Below are 19,446 nucleotides of genomic sequence, written 5' to 3'. Positions count from 1 at the left end.
TTGGACTGAAAATATGACCGACATTATTAATGAGCTCTCCCACGCCAGCGCCGAGGTGCAACAGCTGCGCCGTGCGCGCCATGATGCGCAGGACAATGCGCAGCTGAGCTTTAGCGCTTTGCTCGAGCCAGCAGAGCCAGGCGAGTTCTCCTATACGGAGCGCTATGCCGTAGCGGCTTTTACCGCTGCAATCTACCAGGCGAGCGAGGCTGCGGATTTCTACTTCGACTTGCTGGAAGATGAGGCCGACGAGGACCTTGTTGCCGCCGTGCGCGCCGCGAGCCAGCGCGGTGTGTCCACCGGCCCGTATCACCAGGGTGATTTCCTTATCTTCGGCGATACCTCCGCGGAAGCCGCGCTGGGCACACGCCTAGCTGCGGCCTTTGATTGGGCGCACCTTCTGGCTTTCCACCCTAAAGACGCCTCCCCGCAGGCCATCGGGCACCTCGATGCCGCAGGATGGTCCGCTACGGATATCGTCAGCCTGTCCCAGCTGGTGGCATTTTTGGCCTTCCAGCTGCGCGTGGTCCACGGCCTGCGCGTACTTTCTGGCGAGGAGCCCGCATCCCACCCCGCAGCCGAGCGCGCCGCCGGCGTGGCCGATCCGGGTTGGGAGGTTACTGCGAATACGCTGCAGCCCAATACTGTGCTGCCGGACCACTTTGTCAACCACTCCCTGGGCTGGAAGCCTTGGGTAGAGGCGCTGGCGAAGGAGGATTTCACCGCGGTGCATACCGATGCCCTCATCAAGCCTGAGCGCATCGATTCCGAGTACTTCCGCTTGCTCGCCCGCGACCCTGCGGCCTTGAAGGCGCGCACGCTGACTGACCTGGACATTTTCTATAACACCGAAGGCGGCCTCTCCCGTGCGGACCGCGAGCTCGCCGCTACTGTGGCCTCGCGCTACAACGGCTGCGAGTACTGTGCCTCCGTGCACCAGGCGCGGTGCGTCCAGGAGGGCGGCGACCGTGAAATCGTAGACCGCCTCTTGGACGAGGGTATCGACGCCGACCTTGGCTCAAAGGAATGGGATCTTATCCGTCGTGCCGCCGTGGCGCTGACGGAATCCCCGTTCGCCTTCGATGCGGCACTATGCGCAGACCTGCGTGCGGCCGGATTCGATGATCAATCCATTCTGGACCTCATCTACGCTTCCTCCTTCTTCAACTGGGCTAATCGTTTGATGCTCACCCTGGGCCAGCCGGACGTGCCTAAGCGCTTCCGTTAATCGGCTACCGCCGGTGACTGGTTCGGAGCGGCGCTGAAGGCGAAGGATCCCTAAGATGGGGCGGCATGACTGATACTAAGAACGTCACCGCATCAGCACACTCGGAGAGCGAAGCCCCGCAGAAAGTCGCCGTCGTCACCGGCGCTACCGGCGGCATGGGTCGCGAAATCATCGCTGACCTGGCCGGTGATTACCATGTGTATGCACTGGGGCGTAGCGCAGCGGATCTGCCCGAATCGGACTCCATTACGCCGGTAGCCATCGACCTCGTCGCCGGCCTCGATGAAGGCATGAAGCTGCCGGAGCTAGACCGCGTGGACGTGCTCGTCCACGCGGCTGCACGAGCTACCAAGTACTCCGTGGAGGAAGCCACGCCCGAAAATTGGCGCGCGCACATGGACCTCAACGTGCATGCCCCTGCTGAGCTGACCCGCGCCTTGCTGCCGCAGTTGCGCAAGGCGGAGGGCACCGTGGTCTTTATTAACTCTGGCGCAGGACGCCACAGCTACGGCGATAACGTCATCTACGCGGCGACCAAGCACGCGTTGTATGCACTCGCCGATGGACTGCGCATCTCCGAGCCGGGAATCCGCGTATCCACCGTGGCTCCGGGGCCTACCGATACCCCGATGCTTAAGGGGTTGCAGGATTATGATCCCTCCCAGGTTATTGCCCCGGCTGAGGTGGCTCGTGCCATTCGTACCGTGGTAGAGGCAGGCCCTACCACCCAGCTGACGGAAATCCAGGTCAGGCCGCGAATCGAGTTACATCTGCGCAAGTAGGAACGCAAGTAGTGGTAATGGACATCACACATTAATGGGGTTGGTTTCCAGGGGTGTCCATTACACTCGGGGGCTGTGACTTCCCAAAGCCGAAAACGGCCCGCCTATCTCCGTATCTCGGATGCCCTACGCGACAAGATCGAACGCAATGAATTAGAACCCGGTCAGAAATTTCCTACCGAACGCGAATTGGTCCGGGAATTTCATGTTGCGCGCATGACCGTGCGCCATGCCTTAGACATTTTGGAAGTCGAAGGCCTCATCGACCGACGCCGCGGGCGCAGTGGTGGCACCTATGTGCGCACGGTTCCCCCTACACTGAGCCTGACCAACAAGGACAATATCGTCACCCAGCTGCGCGAGCGCGGGCACGACACTGCCGTACGCGTGGTCTCGGTTAACAAGGCCCACGTGCCCAAGCATGTGGCAGCGGTCCTGGATGTTAGCGATTCCACCTTTGCGTGGGATATCAAGCGCGTCTATACCGTCGATGGCAAGCCCGTCATCCTTTCGCGCTACACCATCCCGGTAGAAATGGCTCCCGATCTCAATCAGCACGATCTGCGTGAGCCCATTATGGAAATCCTGGCTGGCTACAACCTCAAGCCCGTCTTTAAGCGCGAGAGCATGCGTGCCGCTACCGCCCGCACCGAAGAGCAGAAACTTTTGCACGTGAGCCGATCGCACCCGCTGCTTCGGTTCGTGCGGCTGCTAAAGACTAAATCGGGCGCGGTCTTTGCCTATATTGAAGAGTCGCTGCGCTCTGATATCGCCAACGTCGAGGTGGTCCTGGGTGAGGATCCCTCACCGCAACCCCTACCGGGCCAGGGCAACGGCGCGGGAAAGCCGGCTTAGCTAGCGTCGACCTGGCGGTTGCGCAGCGCGCGGGCCACGCGGTCACGCTGCTCGGTGACCGTACGGCGCAGACCACCCGGCAGATCCTTCTTCAAAAAGGCATCGGCGCGCTCCAAGCCCTTGTGCGTGATATCCCAGGAAGGGAAGAGACCCGTCACGGTGGTCAGTGCCACCTCGGAGGACTGGGAAGACCACACCTTTTCCGCGATGTCGAAGAATTCCGCGGTGGGTAGGAACTCATCGCTATGCGGGTAGAGCAGGCCTTCCAGCTTGGAGGTGAGCTCGCGGTTGGTGAGATTTCCCGCCACGATTTCTTTCCATACCGCGCGCTTGTTCTCGGCGGTTGCCACGGCTGCGCGGGCACGCAGGGAAGAGTAGTAGCCGGTGGCGGAGTTATCGCGCTCGAGTTGCGCGTCCGCGGCAGCGGGGACGTCTTCTACCGCGCCATCGGCGGCAAGTGCCGCCAGTGCGGACCAGCGCAGTCCCGCATCCGCGGAGGACTCGAGCACGCCGCGCAGATAGTCGCGCGCGCTATCGTGCAGGCGAATCTTCGCCAGTGCCTGGGTGCAGATGATGGAGCGCTGGGCATCGGGGCTGTGGGCGCCGTCGAGGAGGGCGTCGGCAAGCAGGGTGCTCTGGGCGGCCCACTGTGGATCGGCATAGTTCTTCAGCGCGCTAGACGCCTGCAAGACAATGCGCTCGAGGACGGCGAGCTCCGTCTCCGCCTGCATGCCGCGGGCAACCAGCTGGATAAAATCGCGGGCGCGCATAGTACCGGCGCGGGTCATCTCCCAAGCGGTAGACCAGCACAGGGTGCGGGCCATAGGATCGACGAACTTATCAATATTGTCCAGCAGGAATTGCAGGGAACCCGCGTCCAGCTCGATGAGGCAATAGGTCAGGTCATCGTCGTTGGGCAGCAGGAAATCAATGTCTGCCAACTGGCGGCCGATGAGCTCTGGAATCTCGGTGGAAGCGCCATCGATATCCATCTCGATGCGATCGGTGCGCACCACCTTGCCGTCCTGCAGGTTATACAGGCCTACCGCCACGCGGTGGGTGCGCAGGGTATCGCCGGCCTGGGTGAGGTAAGCATGGGTAATCGTGCCAGACTCATCCGCATTGAGCGCCACGCTGAGCGTATTGATGCCGGAGGTCTTGAGCCACTGTTGCGCCCAGAAGGAAAGGTCGCGGCCGGAGGCCTCTTCCAGGTGGCGCAACAGATCATCAAAGGTGGCATTGCCCCATGCATGGGCGGCGAAGTGGCGGCGCACACCAGCCAGGAAGTTCTCGCGGCCGACATAAGCCTGCAGCTGCTTGAGCACTGAAGCGCCCTTGGCGTAAGTGATGCCATCGAAGTTTTGCTCCACCGTTTCGATATCGCTGGCATCGGTGGAAATCGGGTGGGTGGTCGGCAGCTGATCCTGCTGATAGGCCCAGGACTTTTCCACATTGGCAAAGGTTACCCACGCGGTATCGTATTCGGTTTCCTCCGCCTGGGAGATGGCAGCGGACCAGGTGGCAAAGGACTCATTGAGCCACAAATCGTCCCACCACTGCATCGTGACCAAGTCACCGAACCACATATGCGCCAATTCGTGCAGGACGGTATCGGCGCGGCGCTCATATTTATAGTGCGTGGCTTGGGAAGTAAAGACGTACTCATCGCGGATGGTGACGCAGCCGGCATTTTCCATCGCGCCGGCGTTGAACTCCGGTACGAAAATTTGGTCATACTTGCCAAAGGGGTAGGGGAAACCGAAGTTGCGGTGGTAGAAATCAAAGCCCTGCTTGGTCTCAGTAAATAGGCGCTCGGCATCCAGTGCGTGGGCGAGCGAAGCGCGGCAGTAGATGCCGAGTGGCACCTCGAGCTTTTGGGCCGGCTTGCCCTCTGGGTGTGCGGTCAGCTCGCCGCGCCAGGTATCGGTGACCTCGTGGTACGGTCCGGCGCAGAGGGCCACCAGGTAGGTGGACAACGGGTAGTCAATAGCCGTGCTGGCTACATCGCCTTCCCAGCTGACCGGGCCATTGCTAATGATGGTCCACTCTTCGGGCGCCTTGAAATGCAGCGCGTAGGTGGCCTTCATATCCGGCTGGTCAAAGCAGGCGAAGACGCGCTTGGCATCGGCAGTTTCAAACTGGGTATAAAGGTAGACCTTGTCATCGGCGGGGTCTACAAAGCGGTGCAGGCCCTCACCGGTGCGGGAATACGGGATCGTGGCGGTGACTTCTAGCGTGTAATCGGCTACCTGGAGGCCAGACAATGGAATGCCATAGGCGGGGTTATAGGAAGCAGTGGGCAGGGGATTGCCGTTGAGGCGTACCTCCTGGATTTCTTCGGCGCGCAGATCGATAAAAGTCGAGCCGATCTCCTGCGAGGTAAAGCTCACCTTCGTGGTGGACAGGAAGTGGGTGTCTGAATACTTGAGGTCTAAAGTGACGTCGTAGTGGTTCACCTCGATCATTCGGGAGCGTTGAACCGCTTCCTCGCGAGTCAGGTTTATAGAGGTCATGGCCTATATTCTCCTTCTAAGCCGAAAATAGTTCTGCATCCACAGTAGTCGTGCACCTAGGCTGGTGGGGCAAACTTTTTCAATCAAAGGAGTATTCATGGCTGACGCAGTAAAGTTCTGGTTCGACGTATCCTGCCCCTTCGCGTGGGCCACCTCGCGCTGGATTAAGGAAGTAGAAAAGGTGCGCGACATCGAGGTCGAGTTCGAGCCGATGTCCCTGTCCGTGCTCAATGACGGCCGCGATCTGGACTCCAACTACATGGACATGATGAAGGCTAACTGGGGCCCAGCCCGCGTTTTTGCCAAGGTCAAGGCCGAGCGCCCTGAGAAGGTAGACGAGCTCTACACCGCAATGGGCACCCTGATTCACGCCAAGGGCAACGGTATGCGCACCGGCTTTGGCGCCTATGATGACATCATCGCCCAAGCCCTAGCGGAGGTGGACCTCCCAGCAGAGTTCGCCGAGGTAGCCAATACCGAGGACTATGACGAGAAGCTGCGCGAGTACCACCACAACGGCATTTCCGCTGTGGGCGATGAGGTAGGCACCCCGGTTATCAAGCTGGGCGAGACCGCCTTCTTTGGCCCAGTTATTACCCGCATCCCTACCGGGGAAGAAGCAGGCGAGCTTTTCGACGCCTCCCTGCGCCTTGCCCAGTACCCCTACTTCTTCGAGCTCAAGCGCTCCCGCACCGAGATGCCGCAGGTGGAGGAAAACTAAGCGTTTTTCTCACGTCGGCGCAGCTGAATCGCGGCGCCGACGCACAGTGCGATGGTCAGTGGGGTCAAAATAAGTGCCGGCAGACCCGCGATATTGATAACGGGAAGCTCCATGCCGGCCTGAAACTCCTCCCACGCGACAAGTACCCAGGAAGCCCACGAGGCCCCAGCGAGAAGCGCGATAATGCCGGCCGCAACTGCGCCCCCATTGGCCCGCGGATTCCCTCGCACCTTCTGCGCAATCCACCAGATGCCCAAACCTACGTGGGCCAATGTCGCAAGGATGCTGGCGATAAGCGGGAGGAGGAAGCCGCCGCCGCCAGCTACCATAATGCCTAGCATGATGAGGTAGACGAGAAGGGTCCCGCCGTATAGCGCGAGGATCCGTGTGTTGATAGGCATTGCTTTCCTTTCTTATCGCGATAGTGCTTGTCCGCGAGCCTATCAGGAATATGTAATGCGAAATAGGGTGAGCGCTAAGCCTCCTCAAGGCGCGCCGGGCCGGTAGGATGTGGGCCATGCGCGTTTATCTAGGAGCAGACCACGCAGGTTTCGAAACCAAGAACCTGATTGCTGAACACCTCACCAAGCAGGGCCACGAAGTCATTGACTGCGGCGCCCATACCTACGATGCCGAGGATGACTACCCGGCCTTTTGCATCGAAGCGGCACAACGCACCGTCAATGACCCAGGTTCCCTGGGCATCGTGCTTGGCGGCTCCGGCAACGGCGAGCAGATTGCCGCCAATAAGGTCAAGGGTGCTCGCTGCGCACTGGCGTGGTCCGCAGAGACCGCCCGCCTTGCCCGCGAGCACAACAATGCCCAGCTCATCGGCATCGGTGGCCGCATGCACACCGAGGAGCAAGCACTGGAAATCGTCGACGCCTTCCTGGACCAAGAATGGTCCCGCGCGGAGCGCCACCAGCGCCGCATCGACATCTTGGCGGAATACGAGCGCACCGGCATTGCCCCGGAGCTGCCGGAGGCCTAAGCCACGCAGAATAAACGCCGCGGACCAAAGCTGGTTCCGCGGCGTTTCTTCGTGTGGTTCGGCCGGTTCGGCCGAGGCGCTAAGGTTTAGGCGTCATTCATGTCATTCGGGTGCGGACCGCCTCGTCCCTCTTCGCCCTCATCCAGGGCGGTGATGGCAGCCATTTCGTCCTCGGTGAGCTCAAAGCCAAAGACGTCGAAATTCTCCGCGATGCGCGATGGCGTGGCGGACTTAGGGAAGAGGATGACGCCATTTTGCAGGTGCCAACGGATGACGACCTGCGCTGGGCTGACATCGTGCGCCGCAGCGGCGTCGGTGACCTCGGGAGCATCCAAAATATCGCTCTTACCCTGCCCCAAAGGCCCCCATGCCTCAATAGCTACGGTGTGGGCGCGGAAGGCATCCAGCTCGCGCCAGCGCTGCAGGTAAGGGTGAAGCTCGACCTGATTGACCGCCGGCTTGACGTCGGTCTTGAGCTCCAGCTGGTCTAGGTGCTCGAGTTCGAAGTTGGAGACGCCGATGGACTTGGCCTTGCCCTGCTTCTGCAGCTCGATGAGCTGCTGCCAGGCTACGACGTAGGTCCCCTTCGCCGGGGTCGGCCAATGGATGAGGTAGAGATCCACATACTCTAGGCCGAGCTTGTCCAAAGATTCATCAAGTGCTGCGGCGGCATCGGTCTGGCGGTCATTCCACAGCTTGGTGGTGACAAAAAGTTCCTCGCGCGGGATGCCGGACTTGGCAATTGCCCGGCCCACGCCTTCCTCGTTGCCATAGATAGCGGCGGTATCGATATGGCGATAGCCCACGCGCAGGGCCTCGGCTACCAGCTCTTCGGTCTTATCCGGATCCATCTGGAATACGCCAAAGCCCAGCTGCGGGATGGTATTGCCATCGTTAAGGGTGATGTTAGGTACGCTCATGCGCCCCAGACTACCTATCTACTGCAGCGGGCCGAGCGTGATGAATTTATTCCACGTCTCCCACTCATCTTGCAGGCGGGCGCGCTCGTGGGGTGGGGTAGCGGTGCCGTCGATAAGCGCGGCGTCAATCATGCGCACGCCATTGTCAAAGAACAACGCGGCGTGCCCCGAGGCACCATGGCGCAGTACCGGAACCAAGTTCAACCCATCGAAGGACAGGCGCGCATTGGGCCGCACATCCAGCCCGGCAATGGCGGCGAGGGTGGGAGCCAAGTCAATAGGGGAGACTAGCTCGTTATTCTCCCCGTTTTCTGCCACACCCGGCCATAGCACCGACATGGGGGCATTTCCACCCAGCAGGGAGCAGACGGCAATGACGCCTTCAACCTGGTCGAGTTCCTCCAGCCTGGGCTGTTCTAGCAGGCGAAAGACGTCTTCACCGGCAGGGTGCGTGTCTTCGCGGACCTCATAGCCCACCCCAGCAAAAACCTCGTTGATGCGCGTGGTGGCCTGTCGCTGCGGGTACTGCCCGGTCAGGGTACCGCGGCGGGAGTCCGCATAGGTTTCCGAAGGCACCCACGTGTTTTTAAAACGAACGCCGCGCAGTGCGGTCTCCGGCGCATGGTCAAAGGTCGCAAGAGTGATATCCATGGGCTCAATTCTAGGCTTGCCGACGCCCCCTTCGGCCAACTTTGCCTAGTGATATTGGTGAGCGGACGCTCACCGCGGCGATTCAACGATTTTGTCCCTATAAAACGCCTTTTTCGTCGACGGTCGCGGTGGTTTAGATGGACGAAATCGTTGAAAGTAGCTTGCTGATGGGGAGCTGGCTCTAATCGAGCTCCAGGTCCTCAATGCCGTGCACGGTCACGGTCTCTGACAGTGGTGCGCGACCCGGAGCCGTATTAAAGACTGGGCTAGATTCATCGGCCGTACCAAAGGTGATGGCGGTGACCAGCTTGTACTCCTCGTCCACGCCTAGGAACTCGCGTGCGGTTGGCGCAATCAAGGAAATCATGCCCTGTGGGATGCCGTGATAGCCGTGTGCTTCCAAGGAAAGCAGGAAGTTTTCGGCGTAGGTTCCCTGGTCAAAGGCGGCACGGATGCGGTCGCCCATCGGCGGGATAAAGAGAAGGACTGCATGAGGCGCGCCGAAGAACCGCAGGTTTTCGCGGACGAATTCCACGCGGCCTGCCTTGTCCTCGCGCTCAATGCCCAGTAGACCGTACATCTTGGCGGCCAGCTCTTGGGAACGCTTGGGATGGATCCCCTCACCATAATCGGTGGTGAAGTCTGGGCTGAGCCCATTGGTGTCGAATTCCTTAATAAGCGCGGCGCTGAGCTCCTTGAGCTTTTCTCCGCCCACTACGTGCACGTTCCACGGCTGGGTATTGGAATTGGAGGGTGCGGATTGAGCGTCCTCCAAAACCTGCTTGATGTCTTCTACCGGCATGGGCTCCGGCAGGAATGCGCGGGGAGAGTGGCGATTGCGGATAAATTCGGAATACTTATTGGTTGAAGTCATGCGCGCCACCCTACACTTCGTTGCACGCGTACGCCGTTTACCATGAGTAGCCAGCGATGATGGATGGAAAACAGAAAATCGCCCACCTAAAAGATGGGCGAAACGTGGAGGGAATGACGGGAATCGAACCCGCGTCTTCAGCTTGGAAGGCTGAGGTATTAGCCACTATACGACATTCCCACAGCGCGCTATTGAAACGCTGCGCCATACTTTAGCGCACGTGGGGGCAAAAATGAAAATAGGGAACTAGGCTGGCGCCTGAGTCGTTGTTATAAGCGGAACGGCCCTATCTATAGAAAGCGATGATCATAGTGGGAATTTTGCTCCTTGTGCTGGCAGTGGGCGGAGGCGCGTGGTTGATGTCCTCGCGCAACTCTCAAAAACGCCGCGAGGAACGAGAAGCACAGCAATTGGCCGATGCACAAGCCGATGCTCGCCGGTGGATTGAACGCCTGGGGGGCCAAGTAATGCAGATTTCAGGCACAGACTCTGCCTCCCAGCAGGCAATGGCCGATGCGTCCGAGCGTTTCACAGCAGCTAACTCGGCAATTTCGCGCGCCACTACCGCAAAGCAGGCGAACCTAGCGCGTGAGTCCGCCTTGGAAGGCATGCACTATGTGAATGCCGCGCGCGAGATTATGGGCATGAACCCGGGCCCAGAGCTGCCGCCGCTCGAGGGGCAGCGCGCCGCCGGCAAGGTGACGGAAAAGCGCACCGTGGAAGCGAATGGCCAGCAGATCACTGCTTCGCCGTATGCCTCCGCGGATACCCCGAACTACTACCCAGGCGGAACCGTTGCAGGGCGCCCAGTTCCGGCGGGTTGGTATTCCCGTCCGTGGTGGGCTGATGCATTGCAGACCGGCGTGTGGATGGTTGGCTACTCCATGATGTTCAATGCCCTGTTCTCCGGCATGTCTGGCATTGGTTATTCCGCGGCCGCTGCTGAAAGCGGCGACTGGGGTGGCGGTGATGGCATGGGCGATGCCGGCGAAATGGGCGGTGACGCTGGCGATGCTGGTGACGCCGGAGACATGGGCGGCGGCGATGACGGCGGCGGCCTATTTGATGGCCTTGGCGATGGCGACGGCGGCGGATTCTTTGACGGAATGTTTGATTTCGATTTCTAGCCGCTAGGCTGTCAAAAGTGGCCTCTGTGCTGCGTTGATTCCATTAAGTGGGGGTCCGTTTAGGAGATTTAAAACGGACACGGTACACTGTCTCAGGTATGCAACGCAGCCAAGGCAACTTGGTGGCCTACATACGGGGCGTGGCGCAGTTTGGTAGCGCACCTGCTTTGGGAGCAGGGGGTCGCAGGTTCAAATCCTGTCGCCCCGACGTATGGGGGTCTGGAAATGCCCTAATAAGGATTTCCGGACCCCCTTTAAGTTTATGTACGTAAAACAATGAAGCCAGGGAGATTCACTCGTGAAGACCACCGTAGACAAGCTGAGCGATACCCGCGTTAAGCTCACCGTCAACGTTCCGTTTGCGGAGCTGGACCAGGAAATCGATCAAGCTTACGCGGCAATCGCGCAGCAGGTTTCTATTCCAGGTTTCCGTAAGGGCAAGGCACCGCGCCAGCTTATTGACGCTCGCTTCGGCCGCGGCCCCATCCTGGAGCAGGTTGTCAACGACATGCTGCCTTCCCGCTACGAGCAGGCAGTCAAGGAAAACGATCTGAAGGTCATCGGCCAGCCGGACGTTGACATTTCCAAGATCGAGGACAAGGACTTCGTGGAGTTCACCGCCGAGGTTGATATCCGCCCTGAGTTCGAGATTCCGGACTTCTCCAAGATCTCCGTTACCGTCCCGGCCCTGAAGGCTGACGAAGAGGACGTCGACAAGGCTCTGGAGGAGCTGGCAGAGCGCTTCGGTGAGCTCAAGGACACCAAGCGCAAGATGAAGACCGGCGACTACGCCATCATCGACATCACCGCTGAGATCGACGGCGAGAAGATTGAAGACGCTTCCACCGAGGGCCTTTCTTACCGCATCGGTGACGATGACCTCATCAAGGGTCTGGACACCGCCCTGCGCGGCATGAAGACCGGTGAGGATAACGAGTTCACCTCCACCATCCAGTCCGGCGAGCACAAGGACGAAGAGGCCACCATCAAGGTCCACGTCCAGCAGTCCAAGGAGCGCAAGCTTCCGGCTATGGACGATGAGTTCGCTCAGATGGCTTCTGAGTTCGACACCATGGACGAGCTGCGTGAGTCCACCAAGACCCAGGTGGAGGAGACCAAGAAGGCTGAGCAGGCTGCACAGATCCGCGATGAGGTTCTGAAGTCCGCACTGTCCGAGGTTGAATTCGAGCTGCCGCAGTCCGTAGTGGACGAGCAGGCACACTCCCAGCTGCACCAGATCTTGGGCCAGCTGGCTCACGATGAGAAGGCACTGGCTCAGCTGCTTGAGGCACAGGGCACCTCCCGCGAAGAGTTTGATAAGCAGACTCGCGAGCAGGCAGAAGAGTCCGTGCGCACCCAGCTGTTCCTTGACGCTGTAGCAGAGAAGGAAGAGCCGGAAGTTTCCCAGCAGGAGCTGACCGACCACATCCTGTTCACCGCTCAGTCCTACGGCATGGACCCGAACCAGTTCATCCAGCAGCTGCAGTCCAACGGCCAGATCGCAAACCTCTTCTCTGACGTGCGCCGTGGCAAGGCACTGGCTGCCGCTATCTGCCGCACCACCGTCAAGGATGAAGAGGGCAACGACGTAGACGTTGACCAGTACTTCGGTGAAATCGAAGAAGAGGACGCTGCAGAAGCTTCCGAGGAGAAGTAATCTCCCGCTTGTAACGCGCTGCTGCCACATGTGTGGTGGCGAGCGCGCATGAAACCCCGGATTCAGGTAACTCAAGGATGAGCCTGAATCCGGGGTTTGTGTCATTGTGAACGCCCTCTAGGAGTCTTTGAGTACTTCGAAGAGGGCGTGATGTGTGTTGGCTGGGGATACCGCTAGCCGTTCTTGGCTCTAAAGGCCTCGTCGGTCAACTGCAGGAAGCGCATAACGTAATCCTTGACAAAGTCTGCGGTACGTTGATTGAGATGTCCGGACTCTTCGAAAAGGGTGGGGGATTGGCCCAGAAATACTTCGGGCTGACCAGGGAGCGGCATGTCGAAGTAGGACAGAGCGAGGCGAAGGTTCTTCTGTGAACTGTAGCCGCCCATGCGGCCTACAGAGTGGCTAATGATACCTGCGGGAAGGTTCTTCCACGCCACATCTGAGTTGGGTTTAGAGCCGATGTCCACTGCGTTTTTGAGGCAGGCAGGGATAGTGCGGTTGTTCTCTGGCGTAATGAAGAGGATCCCGCTCGAGTTCTTGATGGTCTCGCGAAAGGTGGTGTACTCAGCCGGAGTGGGCTTGTCCGTGACGGCGGGGTCATCGTAGTCGAAGTCATAGAGCGGCAAGTCACGGATTTCCACGATGTTTGCCTCGTAGCCTTCAGGGATCATCGTGAGCACCTCGTGTGCAATCTTGCGTGCAAATGACTCTCGGCGCAGGCTGCCGACGATAACGCTGATACGTGGGGTGGTCATGGTAAACCTTCTTTCTTAGTTGGGTGTAGGGAGACGTGGTCAAGGGAGAAAAGGCTTGCAGCCAAAGGCCGGTGGTGGGCCGGCAGCGTGGGCGGCGGTGAGGAAGCCATCTACTTTGTCTCCTTCTTCATGGCGGAAGTACAGATCGATGAGTCCTAGAAGCCCCCCGAGGACGGCCTCTCGTGCGGCGGATGTATTCAACAGCCGCATGGCTGCGGGTTGGTTTCCTTCGCGGATGGCTTCAAACAGCGCGATGGTCTCAAGCCAGCTTCCTTGGTCCGGTCGCGGAAAAGGTCTAGAAATCCCAGTCATCATCACTCGTTTCTTCAGCAGTACCAATGACATAGGAGGAACCAGATCCGGAGAAGAAGTCATGGTTCTCATCTGCTCCGGGGGCTAGGGCCGCGAGGATTTCTGGGTTCACTTCCGTTTCTTCGGGCGGGAAATAATCCGGGTAGCCCAAATTCATGAGTGCCTTATTGGCGTTATAGCGAACGAACACGGCTACATCATCCATGAGTCCCAAAGGCTCATATAGCTCGCCGGAATAGTCCAGCTCTAGTGCATAAAGCTCTTCGAGCAAAGAAATGGTGAAATCATGCATCTCCTTCTGCCGTAGCGGGGTCGTGGATTCCAGACCGCGCTGATATTTGTAACCCGAGTAGTAGCCGTGCACTGCCTTGTCACGCAGAATGAGGCGGATCATGTCTGCCGTATTTGTCAGGGTGGCGTGGACAGAAAAGTGCAAGGGAAGATAGAAACCCGCGTAGAGAAGCAGCGAGGAAAGCAACGTCGATGACACCTTGCGTTTGAGTGGATCCGGCCCAAAATAGTGCGCGAGAACTTTCTTGGCGCGTGCCTGGAGAAGGTCGTTATTCACCGCCCAGCGGTATGCTTCATCAATTTCCTTTGTACTGCTCAGGGTAGAAAACACTGAAGAGTATGAACGGGCATGGACTGACTGCATGAACGCGATGTTGGTATACACGGCCTCCTCGTGTTCGGTGCGGGCATCTTGAATCTGACAGATTTCACCCACGGTGGCCTGGACAGTATCCAGGGTGGTGAGTCCCGTGAACACCCGCATGGTGAGGTTGCGTTCCTCGGGTGTCATCTTCTGCCACGCCGGGAGATCATTAGAAAGCGGGACCTTCTCTGGCAACCAAAAGTTGGTGGTTAGACGGTTCCACACTTCAAGATCCTTGTCATCGCTCACCCGGTTCCAATTGATGGCGCGGATGCGGGCTGAAGGATCATGCCGGTAGCTCGGCGGAGTAACTGAAATGCTGGTTAGTTCAGCACTATTCGATGTTGACGACATAGCTTCTTTCTTTCTGAGTGAATGGTTGTGGACAAGGGGGAGGACCGTGCTCCTACAAAGCACAGGAGACGCAGCCTTCGACCTCGGTTCCTTGGAGCGCGGATTGGCGTAAACGGATGTAGTAGAGGGTCTTGATTCCGGCTTTCCAGGCATAGATTTGTGCCTTGTTGATGTCCCGCGTGGTGGTATCAGCGGTAAAGAACAAGGTCAGGGAAAGCCCTTGGTCCACGTGTTGGGTGGCCATGGCGTAGGTGTCGATGATTTTTTCGTATCCCACGGCGTAGGAGTCATCGAAATACTCCAGGTTGTCGTTGGTCATTTCCGGCGCGGGGTAGTACACGCGCCCCAAGCGGCCTTCCTTGCGTATTTCAATTTTGGAGGCAATTGGGTGGATGGACGCGGTGGAGTCATTGATGTAGGAAATTGATCCAGTGGGTGGAACTGCCTGCAAGTAGGCGTTGTAGATGCCGTCTTGCATCACTTGATTCTTGAGCCGTAGCCAATCCTCGCGTTGAGGGATCTGCACGCCTGCTTCGTGGAAGAGCTGTTTTACGTGTTCAGTGGCTGGCGCCCAGTCTTGGTCGATGTATTTGTCAAAGTAGGCGCCAGTGGCATAGGTGGATTCTTCGAAACCTGTGAATCGTTGACCTTTTTCAACCGCGAGTGCATGGGATGCGCGGAGCGCATGGTAGGTCACCGTGAGGAAATAGATATTTGTAAAGTCCAGTGCCTCGGCGCAGCCATAAGGAATACGCTGTGAAGCAAGGAAGCCGTGGAGATTCATTTGGCCCAGACCAATGGCATGCATGGAAGCATTTCCGTGAGCGATGGAGGGAACAGCTTCGATATTCGTCAGGTCTGAAACCTTCGTGAGGGCACGCACTGCGGTTTCGACGGTCTCCCCGAAGTCCGGCGATTCAAAAGCCTTCGCAATGTTGAGCGAACCTAGATTGCAGGAAATATCCTGGCCAACAGTGGTGTAGTCACCCGAAGCTCCGTAGGTCGATGGCGTGTTGACCTGGAGGATTTCGCTACACAGGTTGGACATATTGATATGTCCTTTGAGGGGATTAGCGCGGTTGACCGTATCCTCAAAGAGGATGTAGGGGTATCCGGATTCAAACTGAAGCTCAGCCAGCGTGGTGAAAAACTCGCGGGCCTTAATGGTCGTGTGAGAGATTCGCGGATTGGCAACCAGCTCGTCGTAGTACTCGGTGATGGACATGTCAGACATGGCTACGCCGTACTCGCGAGCGATGTCATACGGGCTAAAAAGATGCATATCCTTGTTCTCTTTGGCCAGACGGAAGGTTATATCTGGAATAACAACCCCCAGCGAAAGAGTCTTGATGCGGACTTTCTCATCGGCATTTTCCCGCTTGGTATCCAGGAAGCGAAGAATATCTGGATGGTGCGCATGCAGGTAGACGGCTCCAGCGCCCTGCCGGGAGCCCAATTGGTTGGCATAGCTGAAGCTATCTTCGAGAATCTTCATGACTGGGACTACGCCGGAAGCCTGGTTCTCAATCTTTTTGATCGGGGCTCCGGATTCGCGCAGATTGCTCAGCAACAGGGCCACTCCACCACCGCGCTTTGATAGTTGCAGTGCAGAGTTCACGCAGCGGCCAATGCTCTCCAAATTGTCTTCGATTCGCAGGAGGAAGCAGGAGACCATTTCGCCGCGCTGGGCTTTGCCTGCGTTGAGAAAAGTAGGGGTGGCGGGCTGGAAGCGTCCGGTCATGATGTCATCCACCAGCTTTTCTGCGAGCTCTTCGTCGCCCTGTGCAAGGTATAAAGCTGTGGTGGCGACGCGTTCTTCGTAGCCTTCTAGGAATCGGGAGCCATCAAAGGTTTTCAGTGCATATGAAGTGAAGAACTTAAATGCGCCGAGGAAAGTGCGGAACTGATGCTTAACTCGATGTGCTCTGTCGTACATGGCGCACAGAAAGGCGTCATCATAAAGCTCAAGGAAATCCCGCTCGTAGTACTCGTTATCAACCAACCATTCCAAGCGTTGCTTGGTGGAATCGAACTGATGCATGCGGGGAGCGACATGGTGTGTGACATAGTCTTGTGCTGCCTGAATGTCCTTGTCAAACTGGATTTTTCCAGAAGCGTCGAACAAGTTCAGCTGCGCGTTGAGTGCGTGGTAGCTCTTGCGCTTGCCGACACCGCCGGCATTGTCTGCTGAAGCGGTGCGGGGCGTAGCGCCAATAGTCTGTGTGGGGGTGGCATCAAGAGGCCACATTGTGTTTTCCAATCTGTGTGATGCGGATGTGTTCTTCATCTTGTGGGGGATTAATGGGGTGTCATCGTTAGCTGCTTTTGCTGCTTCCAAAACTTCTGAAGGCCCTGCTTTACGGCGGCGATGTCCTTCTGGGTGCCGAGAAGCTCGAAGTGATACAGCTCCGGTACGTGGCACTTGGCGGAAATGATGCGTCCGGCGACGCAGTAAGCACTTCCGAAGTTGGTATTCCCTGAGGTAATAACGCCCCGGATAAAGGAGCGGTTGATTGGGTCATTGAGGAAGTCGATGACCTGTTTGGGGACTGCGCGTTTGAGCGAGCCGCCGCCGTAGGTGGGAACGATGAGTACGTACGGGTGTGAAACCTGGATCATCCCGGTTTTCTTGGGGCGCAGTGGAATGCGCACCGCGGGTCTATCTAAGCGTTCGACGAATCTTTTCGTGTTCTCTGAAACGCTGGAAAAGTACACCAAATCTGGTGAGTCTGACATGGCAATCCTGCTCATCCTGGCCTTAGCCATAAGTGGGGTAGGTGATATTCGAAAAGACTAACTACGTAATCACGTAGTTGCAACTACGGTCTAACGTAGTTTTGAAAAGGGCAGGTGAGAGCAGGATTAATGCAAAGGGGAATGTCTAAAGGTTGTGGTGTGCTACAAACACTGCGTCGGTAGCTGGGCGTCCAAGTACTACCCACTGAGTGCCGCCGGCCACCTGTATTTCGAGAGAATCTGAAAAGGGCGCTCCCTCGCGCGTGCTAAGAACAGCCCCAGTGACAATGCCGCGCTCTTCAAGGAACTTCAGCAGTTGTGGGTCGGAATCAGAAATGCGTTCCACGGTCACCTGCGATTGTGCACCGCTGTCGGTGAGGCGATGCGCACTGGGGATGGTGATCTGTCCATCAACCGTAGGGATAGGATCGCCGTGCGGATCCCTAGTGGGGTAATCAAGGAACTTATCCACACGTTCTATGAGCATGTCAGACACCGCGTGTTCGAGATTTTCGGCTTCATTATGGACTTCGTCCCAGGTGTAGCCCAATGCTTGAACCAAAAAAGACTCAAGCAATCGGTGACGGCGCACCATGACCAATGCGTACTGCCTGCCAAGTTCGGTTAACTCCACAGAGCCATAGGGCGTGTGTGACACGAGCCCTTGCTTCGCCATTTTGCGCACTGCATCGGAAACCGAGGAGAGCTTGAGTCCCAGCTGTTTCGCTATAAGCGTGGCGGTAACGGGCTCGGATGACCATTCCTTTAGCCCCCAGATAGCTTTCAAATAGTTCTGGGTACTGGTGGACAGCTCGGAAACAGACATGAGTAAATGTTAACCCAGCTTCCGTGTGCGCCTTTGGCGCTGTGGCCCAACGCTCATAGCGAACAGAGGCCAAGTTTGAGAGGAATGCCGGTAAGGTGGGGCCAGTTAAAGCATTCTTCACTTGAAGGAGAACCACTAATGTCTGAGAAGATTTCAATGAACTCGTCGTCTACGGGTATGAATCTGAGCGATAGCGTGTACGAGCGCCTGTTGCGCGAGCGCATTATCTTCCTGGGAACCCAGGTCGATGATGAGATTGCGAACAAGCTGTGCGCCCAGATCCTCCTGCTGTCCGCCGAGGACCCCACTCGCGACATTTCGCTCTACATCAACTCCCCGGGTGGCTCTGTCATTGCGGGCATGGCTATTTATGACACCATGAAGTACTCGCCGTGCGATATTGCCACGTACGGCATGGGCCTGGCTGCCTCCATGGGTCAGTTCCTGCTTTCCGGCGGCACCAAGGGCAAGCGCTACGCTCTGCCGCACGCGCGCATTATGATGCACCAGCCTTCCGCTGGTGTCGGTGGTACCGCTGCGGACATCGCCATCCAGGCTGAGCAATTTGCTCAGACCAAGCGGGAGATGGCGGAGCTCATTGCCGAGCACACCGGCCAGACCTTTGAGCAGATCACCAAGGACTCCGACCGTGACCGTTGGATGACCGCCCAACAGGCCAAGGACTACGGCATTGTTGACCACGTCATTGAGTCCGTTAACGGCCCGCTGAGCAACTAGGGAATAAGGAGAAAATCACTATGAATCAGTCCCAGATGCCAAGTTCCCGCTACGTTCTGCCGTCCTTCATTGAGCAGTCCGCACAGGGCACTAAGGAAACCAACCCGTACTCCAAGCTGTTTGAGGAGCGCATCATCTTCCTGGGCACCCAGGTCGATGACACCTCCGCTAACGACATCATGGCGCAGCTGCTGGTCCTGGAGTCCCAGGACCCGGATCGCGATATCACGATGTACATCAACTCCCCGGGCGGCTCCTTTACCGCGCTGATGGCCATCTATGACACCATGCGCTACGTCCGCCCGGACGTGCAGACCGTGTGCTTGGGCCAGGCCGCTTCGGCGGCAGCTGTGCTGCTTGCCGCCGGTGCGCCGGGCAAGCGTGCAGCTTTGCCGAACTCCCGCGTGCTCATTCACCAGCCGGCAACTCAGGGTACTCAGGGTCAGGTTTCTGATCTAGAGATCCAGGCCGCCGAGATTGAGCGCATGCGCAAGCTGATGGAAACCACCCTGTCTGAGCACACCGGTCGTACCGCTGAGCAGATCCGCATTGATACGGATCGCGATAAGATTCTGACCGCTCAGGAAGCCGTTGAATACGGCATCATCGATGCGGTCTTTGATTACCGCAAGCTCAACGCTTAATTTGGAATAACTCATTCTAGGTAGCCCCTGCCGCTCAACCGAGTTCCGGTTGTGAGGCAGGGGCTTTCAGCATTGTGGGGCAGGGAAGGGGCAATGCCCGGTAATTC

The 19,446-nt window shown here is 57.9% G+C and carries 20 protein-coding genes and 2 tRNA genes; 10 read left to right on the top strand and 12 right to left on the bottom strand.

Annotated elements, in window-relative coordinates; all coding sequences use genetic code 11:
- The first annotated feature begins 13 nt into the window (after positions 1 to 13).
- From BJ985_RS05835 to BJ985_RS05825, 3 genes are all read left to right on the top strand, one after another.
- Positions 14 to 1,228, top strand: coding sequence for an alkylhydroperoxidase domain protein (locus tag BJ985_RS05835; protein ID WP_179386895.1), 1,215 nt, complete (start codon positions 14 to 16; stop codon positions 1,226 to 1,228).
- Positions 1,229 to 1,293: 65 nt separating this feature from the next.
- On the top strand, positions 1,294 to 2,010 hold the full coding sequence (locus tag BJ985_RS05830; RefSeq protein WP_179386894.1) for an SDR family oxidoreductase: 717 nt from the start codon (positions 1,294 to 1,296) through the stop codon (positions 2,008 to 2,010).
- A gap of 75 nt (positions 2,011 to 2,085) precedes the next feature.
- Positions 2,086 to 2,865 (top strand): GntR family transcriptional regulator, encoded by a 780-nt coding sequence (locus BJ985_RS05825; protein ID WP_179386893.1) that lies wholly within the window; start codon positions 2,086 to 2,088, stop codon positions 2,863 to 2,865.
- Here the strand turns inward: BJ985_RS05825 and pepN are convergent.
- Entirely contained in the window at positions 2,862 to 5,378 is a 2,517-nt protein-coding gene (pepN, locus tag BJ985_RS05820) for an aminopeptidase N (protein ID WP_179386892.1), read from the bottom strand. The genes BJ985_RS05825 and pepN overlap by 4 nt on opposite strands.
- A 97-nt stretch (positions 5,379 to 5,475) precedes the next feature.
- Between pepN and BJ985_RS05815 the strand changes: the two genes are divergently transcribed.
- Positions 5,476 to 6,099 carry a mycothiol-dependent nitroreductase Rv2466c family protein gene (locus BJ985_RS05815; protein ID WP_179386891.1) on the top strand — a complete coding sequence of 208 codons (624 nt, stop codon included), beginning with the start codon at positions 5,476 to 5,478 and terminating at the stop codon, positions 6,097 to 6,099.
- Here BJ985_RS05815 and BJ985_RS05810 read toward each other — a convergent pair.
- Positions 6,096 to 6,500, bottom strand: coding sequence for an MFS transporter (locus BJ985_RS05810; protein ID WP_179386890.1), 405 nt, complete (start codon positions 6,498 to 6,500; stop codon positions 6,096 to 6,098). The genes BJ985_RS05815 and BJ985_RS05810 overlap by 4 nt on opposite strands.
- A gap of 116 nt (positions 6,501 to 6,616) precedes the next feature.
- On the opposite strand from BJ985_RS05810, the gene BJ985_RS05805 reads away from it, so the two are divergent.
- Positions 6,617 to 7,090: a ribose-5-phosphate isomerase gene (locus BJ985_RS05805; RefSeq protein ID WP_005327249.1), complete on the top strand. Its 474-nt coding sequence runs from the start codon at positions 6,617 to 6,619 to the stop codon at positions 7,088 to 7,090.
- Between the two features lie 86 nt (positions 7,091 to 7,176).
- On the opposite strand, the gene BJ985_RS05800 is transcribed toward BJ985_RS05805, so the two are convergent.
- The 4 genes from BJ985_RS05800 to BJ985_RS05785 form a co-directional block, all read right to left on the bottom strand.
- A complete protein-coding gene (locus BJ985_RS05800) occupies positions 7,177 to 8,010 on the bottom strand; it encodes an aldo/keto reductase (protein WP_005324040.1) in 834 nt (277 codons plus the stop codon).
- Between the two features lie 18 nt (positions 8,011 to 8,028).
- Complete coding sequence (locus BJ985_RS05795) at positions 8,029 to 8,661, bottom strand: hypothetical protein (RefSeq protein WP_179386889.1); 633 nt, start codon at positions 8,659 to 8,661, stop codon at positions 8,029 to 8,031.
- Positions 8,662 to 8,842: 181 nt separating this feature from the next.
- Entirely contained in the window at positions 8,843 to 9,535 is a 693-nt protein-coding gene (locus BJ985_RS05790) for a nitroreductase family protein (RefSeq protein WP_005324042.1), read from the bottom strand.
- Between the two features lie 105 nt (positions 9,536 to 9,640).
- Positions 9,641 to 9,715 (bottom strand) — tRNA-Gly (locus BJ985_RS05785).
- 122 nt (positions 9,716 to 9,837) lie between these two features.
- On the opposite strand from BJ985_RS05785, the gene BJ985_RS05780 reads away from it, so the two are divergent.
- The 3 genes from BJ985_RS05780 (at position 9,838) to tig (ending at position 12,319) form a co-directional block, all read left to right on the top strand.
- Positions 9,838 to 10,662 (top strand): flagellar basal body-associated FliL family protein, encoded by an 825-nt coding sequence (locus BJ985_RS05780; protein ID WP_179386888.1) that lies wholly within the window; start codon positions 9,838 to 9,840, stop codon positions 10,660 to 10,662.
- A 134-nt stretch (positions 10,663 to 10,796) separates the two neighbouring features.
- Positions 10,797 to 10,870, top strand: a tRNA-Pro gene (locus BJ985_RS05775).
- A gap of 90 nt (positions 10,871 to 10,960) precedes the next feature.
- Entirely contained in the window at positions 10,961 to 12,319 is a 1,359-nt protein-coding gene (gene tig / locus BJ985_RS05770) for a trigger factor (protein WP_005324044.1), read from the top strand.
- 173 nt (positions 12,320 to 12,492) lie between these two features.
- On the opposite strand, the gene BJ985_RS05765 is transcribed toward tig, so the two are convergent.
- The 6 genes from BJ985_RS05765 to BJ985_RS11820 all read right to left on the bottom strand — a co-directional run bounded on the left by BJ985_RS05765 (position 12,493) and on the right by BJ985_RS11820 (position 17,957).
- Positions 12,493 to 13,074 carry an NADPH-dependent FMN reductase gene (locus BJ985_RS05765; protein ID WP_005324045.1) on the bottom strand — a complete coding sequence of 194 codons (582 nt, stop codon included), beginning with the start codon at positions 13,072 to 13,074 and terminating at the stop codon, positions 12,493 to 12,495.
- A gap of 39 nt (positions 13,075 to 13,113) precedes the next feature.
- Positions 13,114 to 13,284 carry a hypothetical protein gene (locus BJ985_RS05760; RefSeq protein ID WP_167315513.1) on the bottom strand — a complete coding sequence of 57 codons (171 nt, stop codon included), beginning with the start codon at positions 13,282 to 13,284 and terminating at the stop codon, positions 13,114 to 13,116.
- A gap of 85 nt (positions 13,285 to 13,369) precedes the next feature.
- Positions 13,370 to 14,395, bottom strand: a complete 1,026-nt coding sequence (gene nrdF / locus BJ985_RS05755; protein ID WP_005324047.1) for a class 1b ribonucleoside-diphosphate reductase subunit beta — start codon at positions 14,393 to 14,395, stop codon at positions 13,370 to 13,372.
- A gap of 52 nt (positions 14,396 to 14,447) precedes the next feature.
- Complete coding sequence (gene nrdE / locus BJ985_RS05750) at positions 14,448 to 16,643, bottom strand: class 1b ribonucleoside-diphosphate reductase subunit alpha (RefSeq protein ID WP_005324048.1); 2,196 nt, start codon at positions 16,641 to 16,643, stop codon at positions 14,448 to 14,450.
- A 50-nt stretch (positions 16,644 to 16,693) separates the two neighbouring features.
- On the bottom strand, positions 16,694 to 17,161 hold the full coding sequence (nrdI, locus tag BJ985_RS05745; protein ID WP_150850436.1) for a class Ib ribonucleoside-diphosphate reductase assembly flavoprotein NrdI: 468 nt from the start codon (positions 17,159 to 17,161) through the stop codon (positions 16,694 to 16,696).
- 115 nt (positions 17,162 to 17,276) lie between these two features.
- Positions 17,277 to 17,957: a metal-dependent transcriptional regulator gene (locus BJ985_RS11820; protein ID WP_005324050.1), complete on the bottom strand. Its 681-nt coding sequence runs from the start codon at positions 17,955 to 17,957 to the stop codon at positions 17,277 to 17,279.
- 138 nt (positions 17,958 to 18,095) lie between these two features.
- On the opposite strand from BJ985_RS11820, the gene BJ985_RS05735 reads away from it, so the two are divergent.
- Both BJ985_RS05735 and BJ985_RS05730 read left to right on the top strand, forming a co-directional pair.
- Positions 18,096 to 18,695, top strand: a complete 600-nt coding sequence (locus tag BJ985_RS05735) for an ATP-dependent Clp protease proteolytic subunit (protein WP_179386887.1) — start codon at positions 18,096 to 18,098, stop codon at positions 18,693 to 18,695.
- A gap of 20 nt (positions 18,696 to 18,715) precedes the next feature.
- Positions 18,716 to 19,339, top strand: a complete 624-nt coding sequence (locus BJ985_RS05730) for an ATP-dependent Clp protease proteolytic subunit (RefSeq protein WP_179386886.1) — start codon at positions 18,716 to 18,718, stop codon at positions 19,337 to 19,339.
- The last annotated feature ends 107 nt before the right edge of the window (positions 19,340 to 19,446 follow it).

This window comes from Corynebacterium tuberculostearicum, from assembly GCF_013408445.1.
GTDB lineage: Bacteria > Actinomycetota > Actinomycetes > Mycobacteriales > Mycobacteriaceae > Corynebacterium > Corynebacterium tuberculostearicum.
Note: the sequence above shows the minus strand (reverse complement) of the source record. Positions and strands in the feature narration are given on the sequence as shown.

What these genes read in the sequence shown, in the direction of transcription:
- BJ985_RS11820 (WP_005324050.1), bottom strand. Translation starts at nt 17,957, where the DNA reads ATGTCTGTTTCCGAGCTGTCCACCAGTACCCAGAACTATTTGAAAGCT.
- BJ985_RS05765 (WP_005324045.1), bottom strand. Translation starts at nt 13,074, where the DNA reads ATGACCACCCCACGTATCAGCGTTATCGTCGGCAGCCTGCGCCGAGAG.
- pepN (WP_179386892.1), bottom strand. Translation starts at nt 5,378, where the DNA reads ATGACCTCTATAAACCTGACTCGCGAGGAAGCGGTTCAACGCTCCCGA.
- BJ985_RS05810 (WP_179386890.1), bottom strand. Translation starts at nt 6,500, where the DNA reads ATGCCTATCAACACACGGATCCTCGCGCTATACGGCGGGACCCTTCTC.
- BJ985_RS05800 (WP_005324040.1), bottom strand. Translation starts at nt 8,010, where the DNA reads ATGAGCGTACCTAACATCACCCTTAACGATGGCAATACCATCCCGCAG.
- BJ985_RS05735 (WP_179386887.1), top strand. Translation starts at nt 18,096, where the DNA reads ATGTCTGAGAAGATTTCAATGAACTCGTCGTCTACGGGTATGAATCTG.
- nrdF (WP_005324047.1), bottom strand. Translation starts at nt 14,395, where the DNA reads ATGTCGTCAACATCGAATAGTGCTGAACTAACCAGCATTTCAGTTACT.
- BJ985_RS05830 (WP_179386894.1), top strand. Translation starts at nt 1,294, where the DNA reads ATGACTGATACTAAGAACGTCACCGCATCAGCACACTCGGAGAGCGAA.
- BJ985_RS05795 (WP_179386889.1), bottom strand. Translation starts at nt 8,661, where the DNA reads ATGGATATCACTCTTGCGACCTTTGACCATGCGCCGGAGACCGCACTG.
- BJ985_RS05760 (WP_167315513.1), bottom strand. Translation starts at nt 13,284, where the DNA reads ATGCGGCTGTTGAATACATCCGCCGCACGAGAGGCCGTCCTCGGGGGG.
- BJ985_RS05835 (WP_179386895.1), top strand. Translation starts at nt 14, where the DNA reads ATGACCGACATTATTAATGAGCTCTCCCACGCCAGCGCCGAGGTGCAA.
- nrdI (WP_150850436.1), bottom strand. Translation starts at nt 17,161, where the DNA reads ATGGCTAAGGCCAGGATGAGCAGGATTGCCATGTCAGACTCACCAGAT.
- BJ985_RS05790 (WP_005324042.1), bottom strand. Translation starts at nt 9,535, where the DNA reads ATGACTTCAACCAATAAGTATTCCGAATTTATCCGCAATCGCCACTCT.
- BJ985_RS05730 (WP_179386886.1), top strand. Translation starts at nt 18,716, where the DNA reads ATGAATCAGTCCCAGATGCCAAGTTCCCGCTACGTTCTGCCGTCCTTC.
- BJ985_RS05805 (WP_005327249.1), top strand. Translation starts at nt 6,617, where the DNA reads ATGCGCGTTTATCTAGGAGCAGACCACGCAGGTTTCGAAACCAAGAAC.
- BJ985_RS05780 (WP_179386888.1), top strand. Translation starts at nt 9,838, where the DNA reads ATGATCATAGTGGGAATTTTGCTCCTTGTGCTGGCAGTGGGCGGAGGC.
- BJ985_RS05815 (WP_179386891.1), top strand. Translation starts at nt 5,476, where the DNA reads ATGGCTGACGCAGTAAAGTTCTGGTTCGACGTATCCTGCCCCTTCGCG.
- nrdE (WP_005324048.1), bottom strand. Translation starts at nt 16,643, where the DNA reads ATGTGGCCTCTTGATGCCACCCCCACACAGACTATTGGCGCTACGCCC.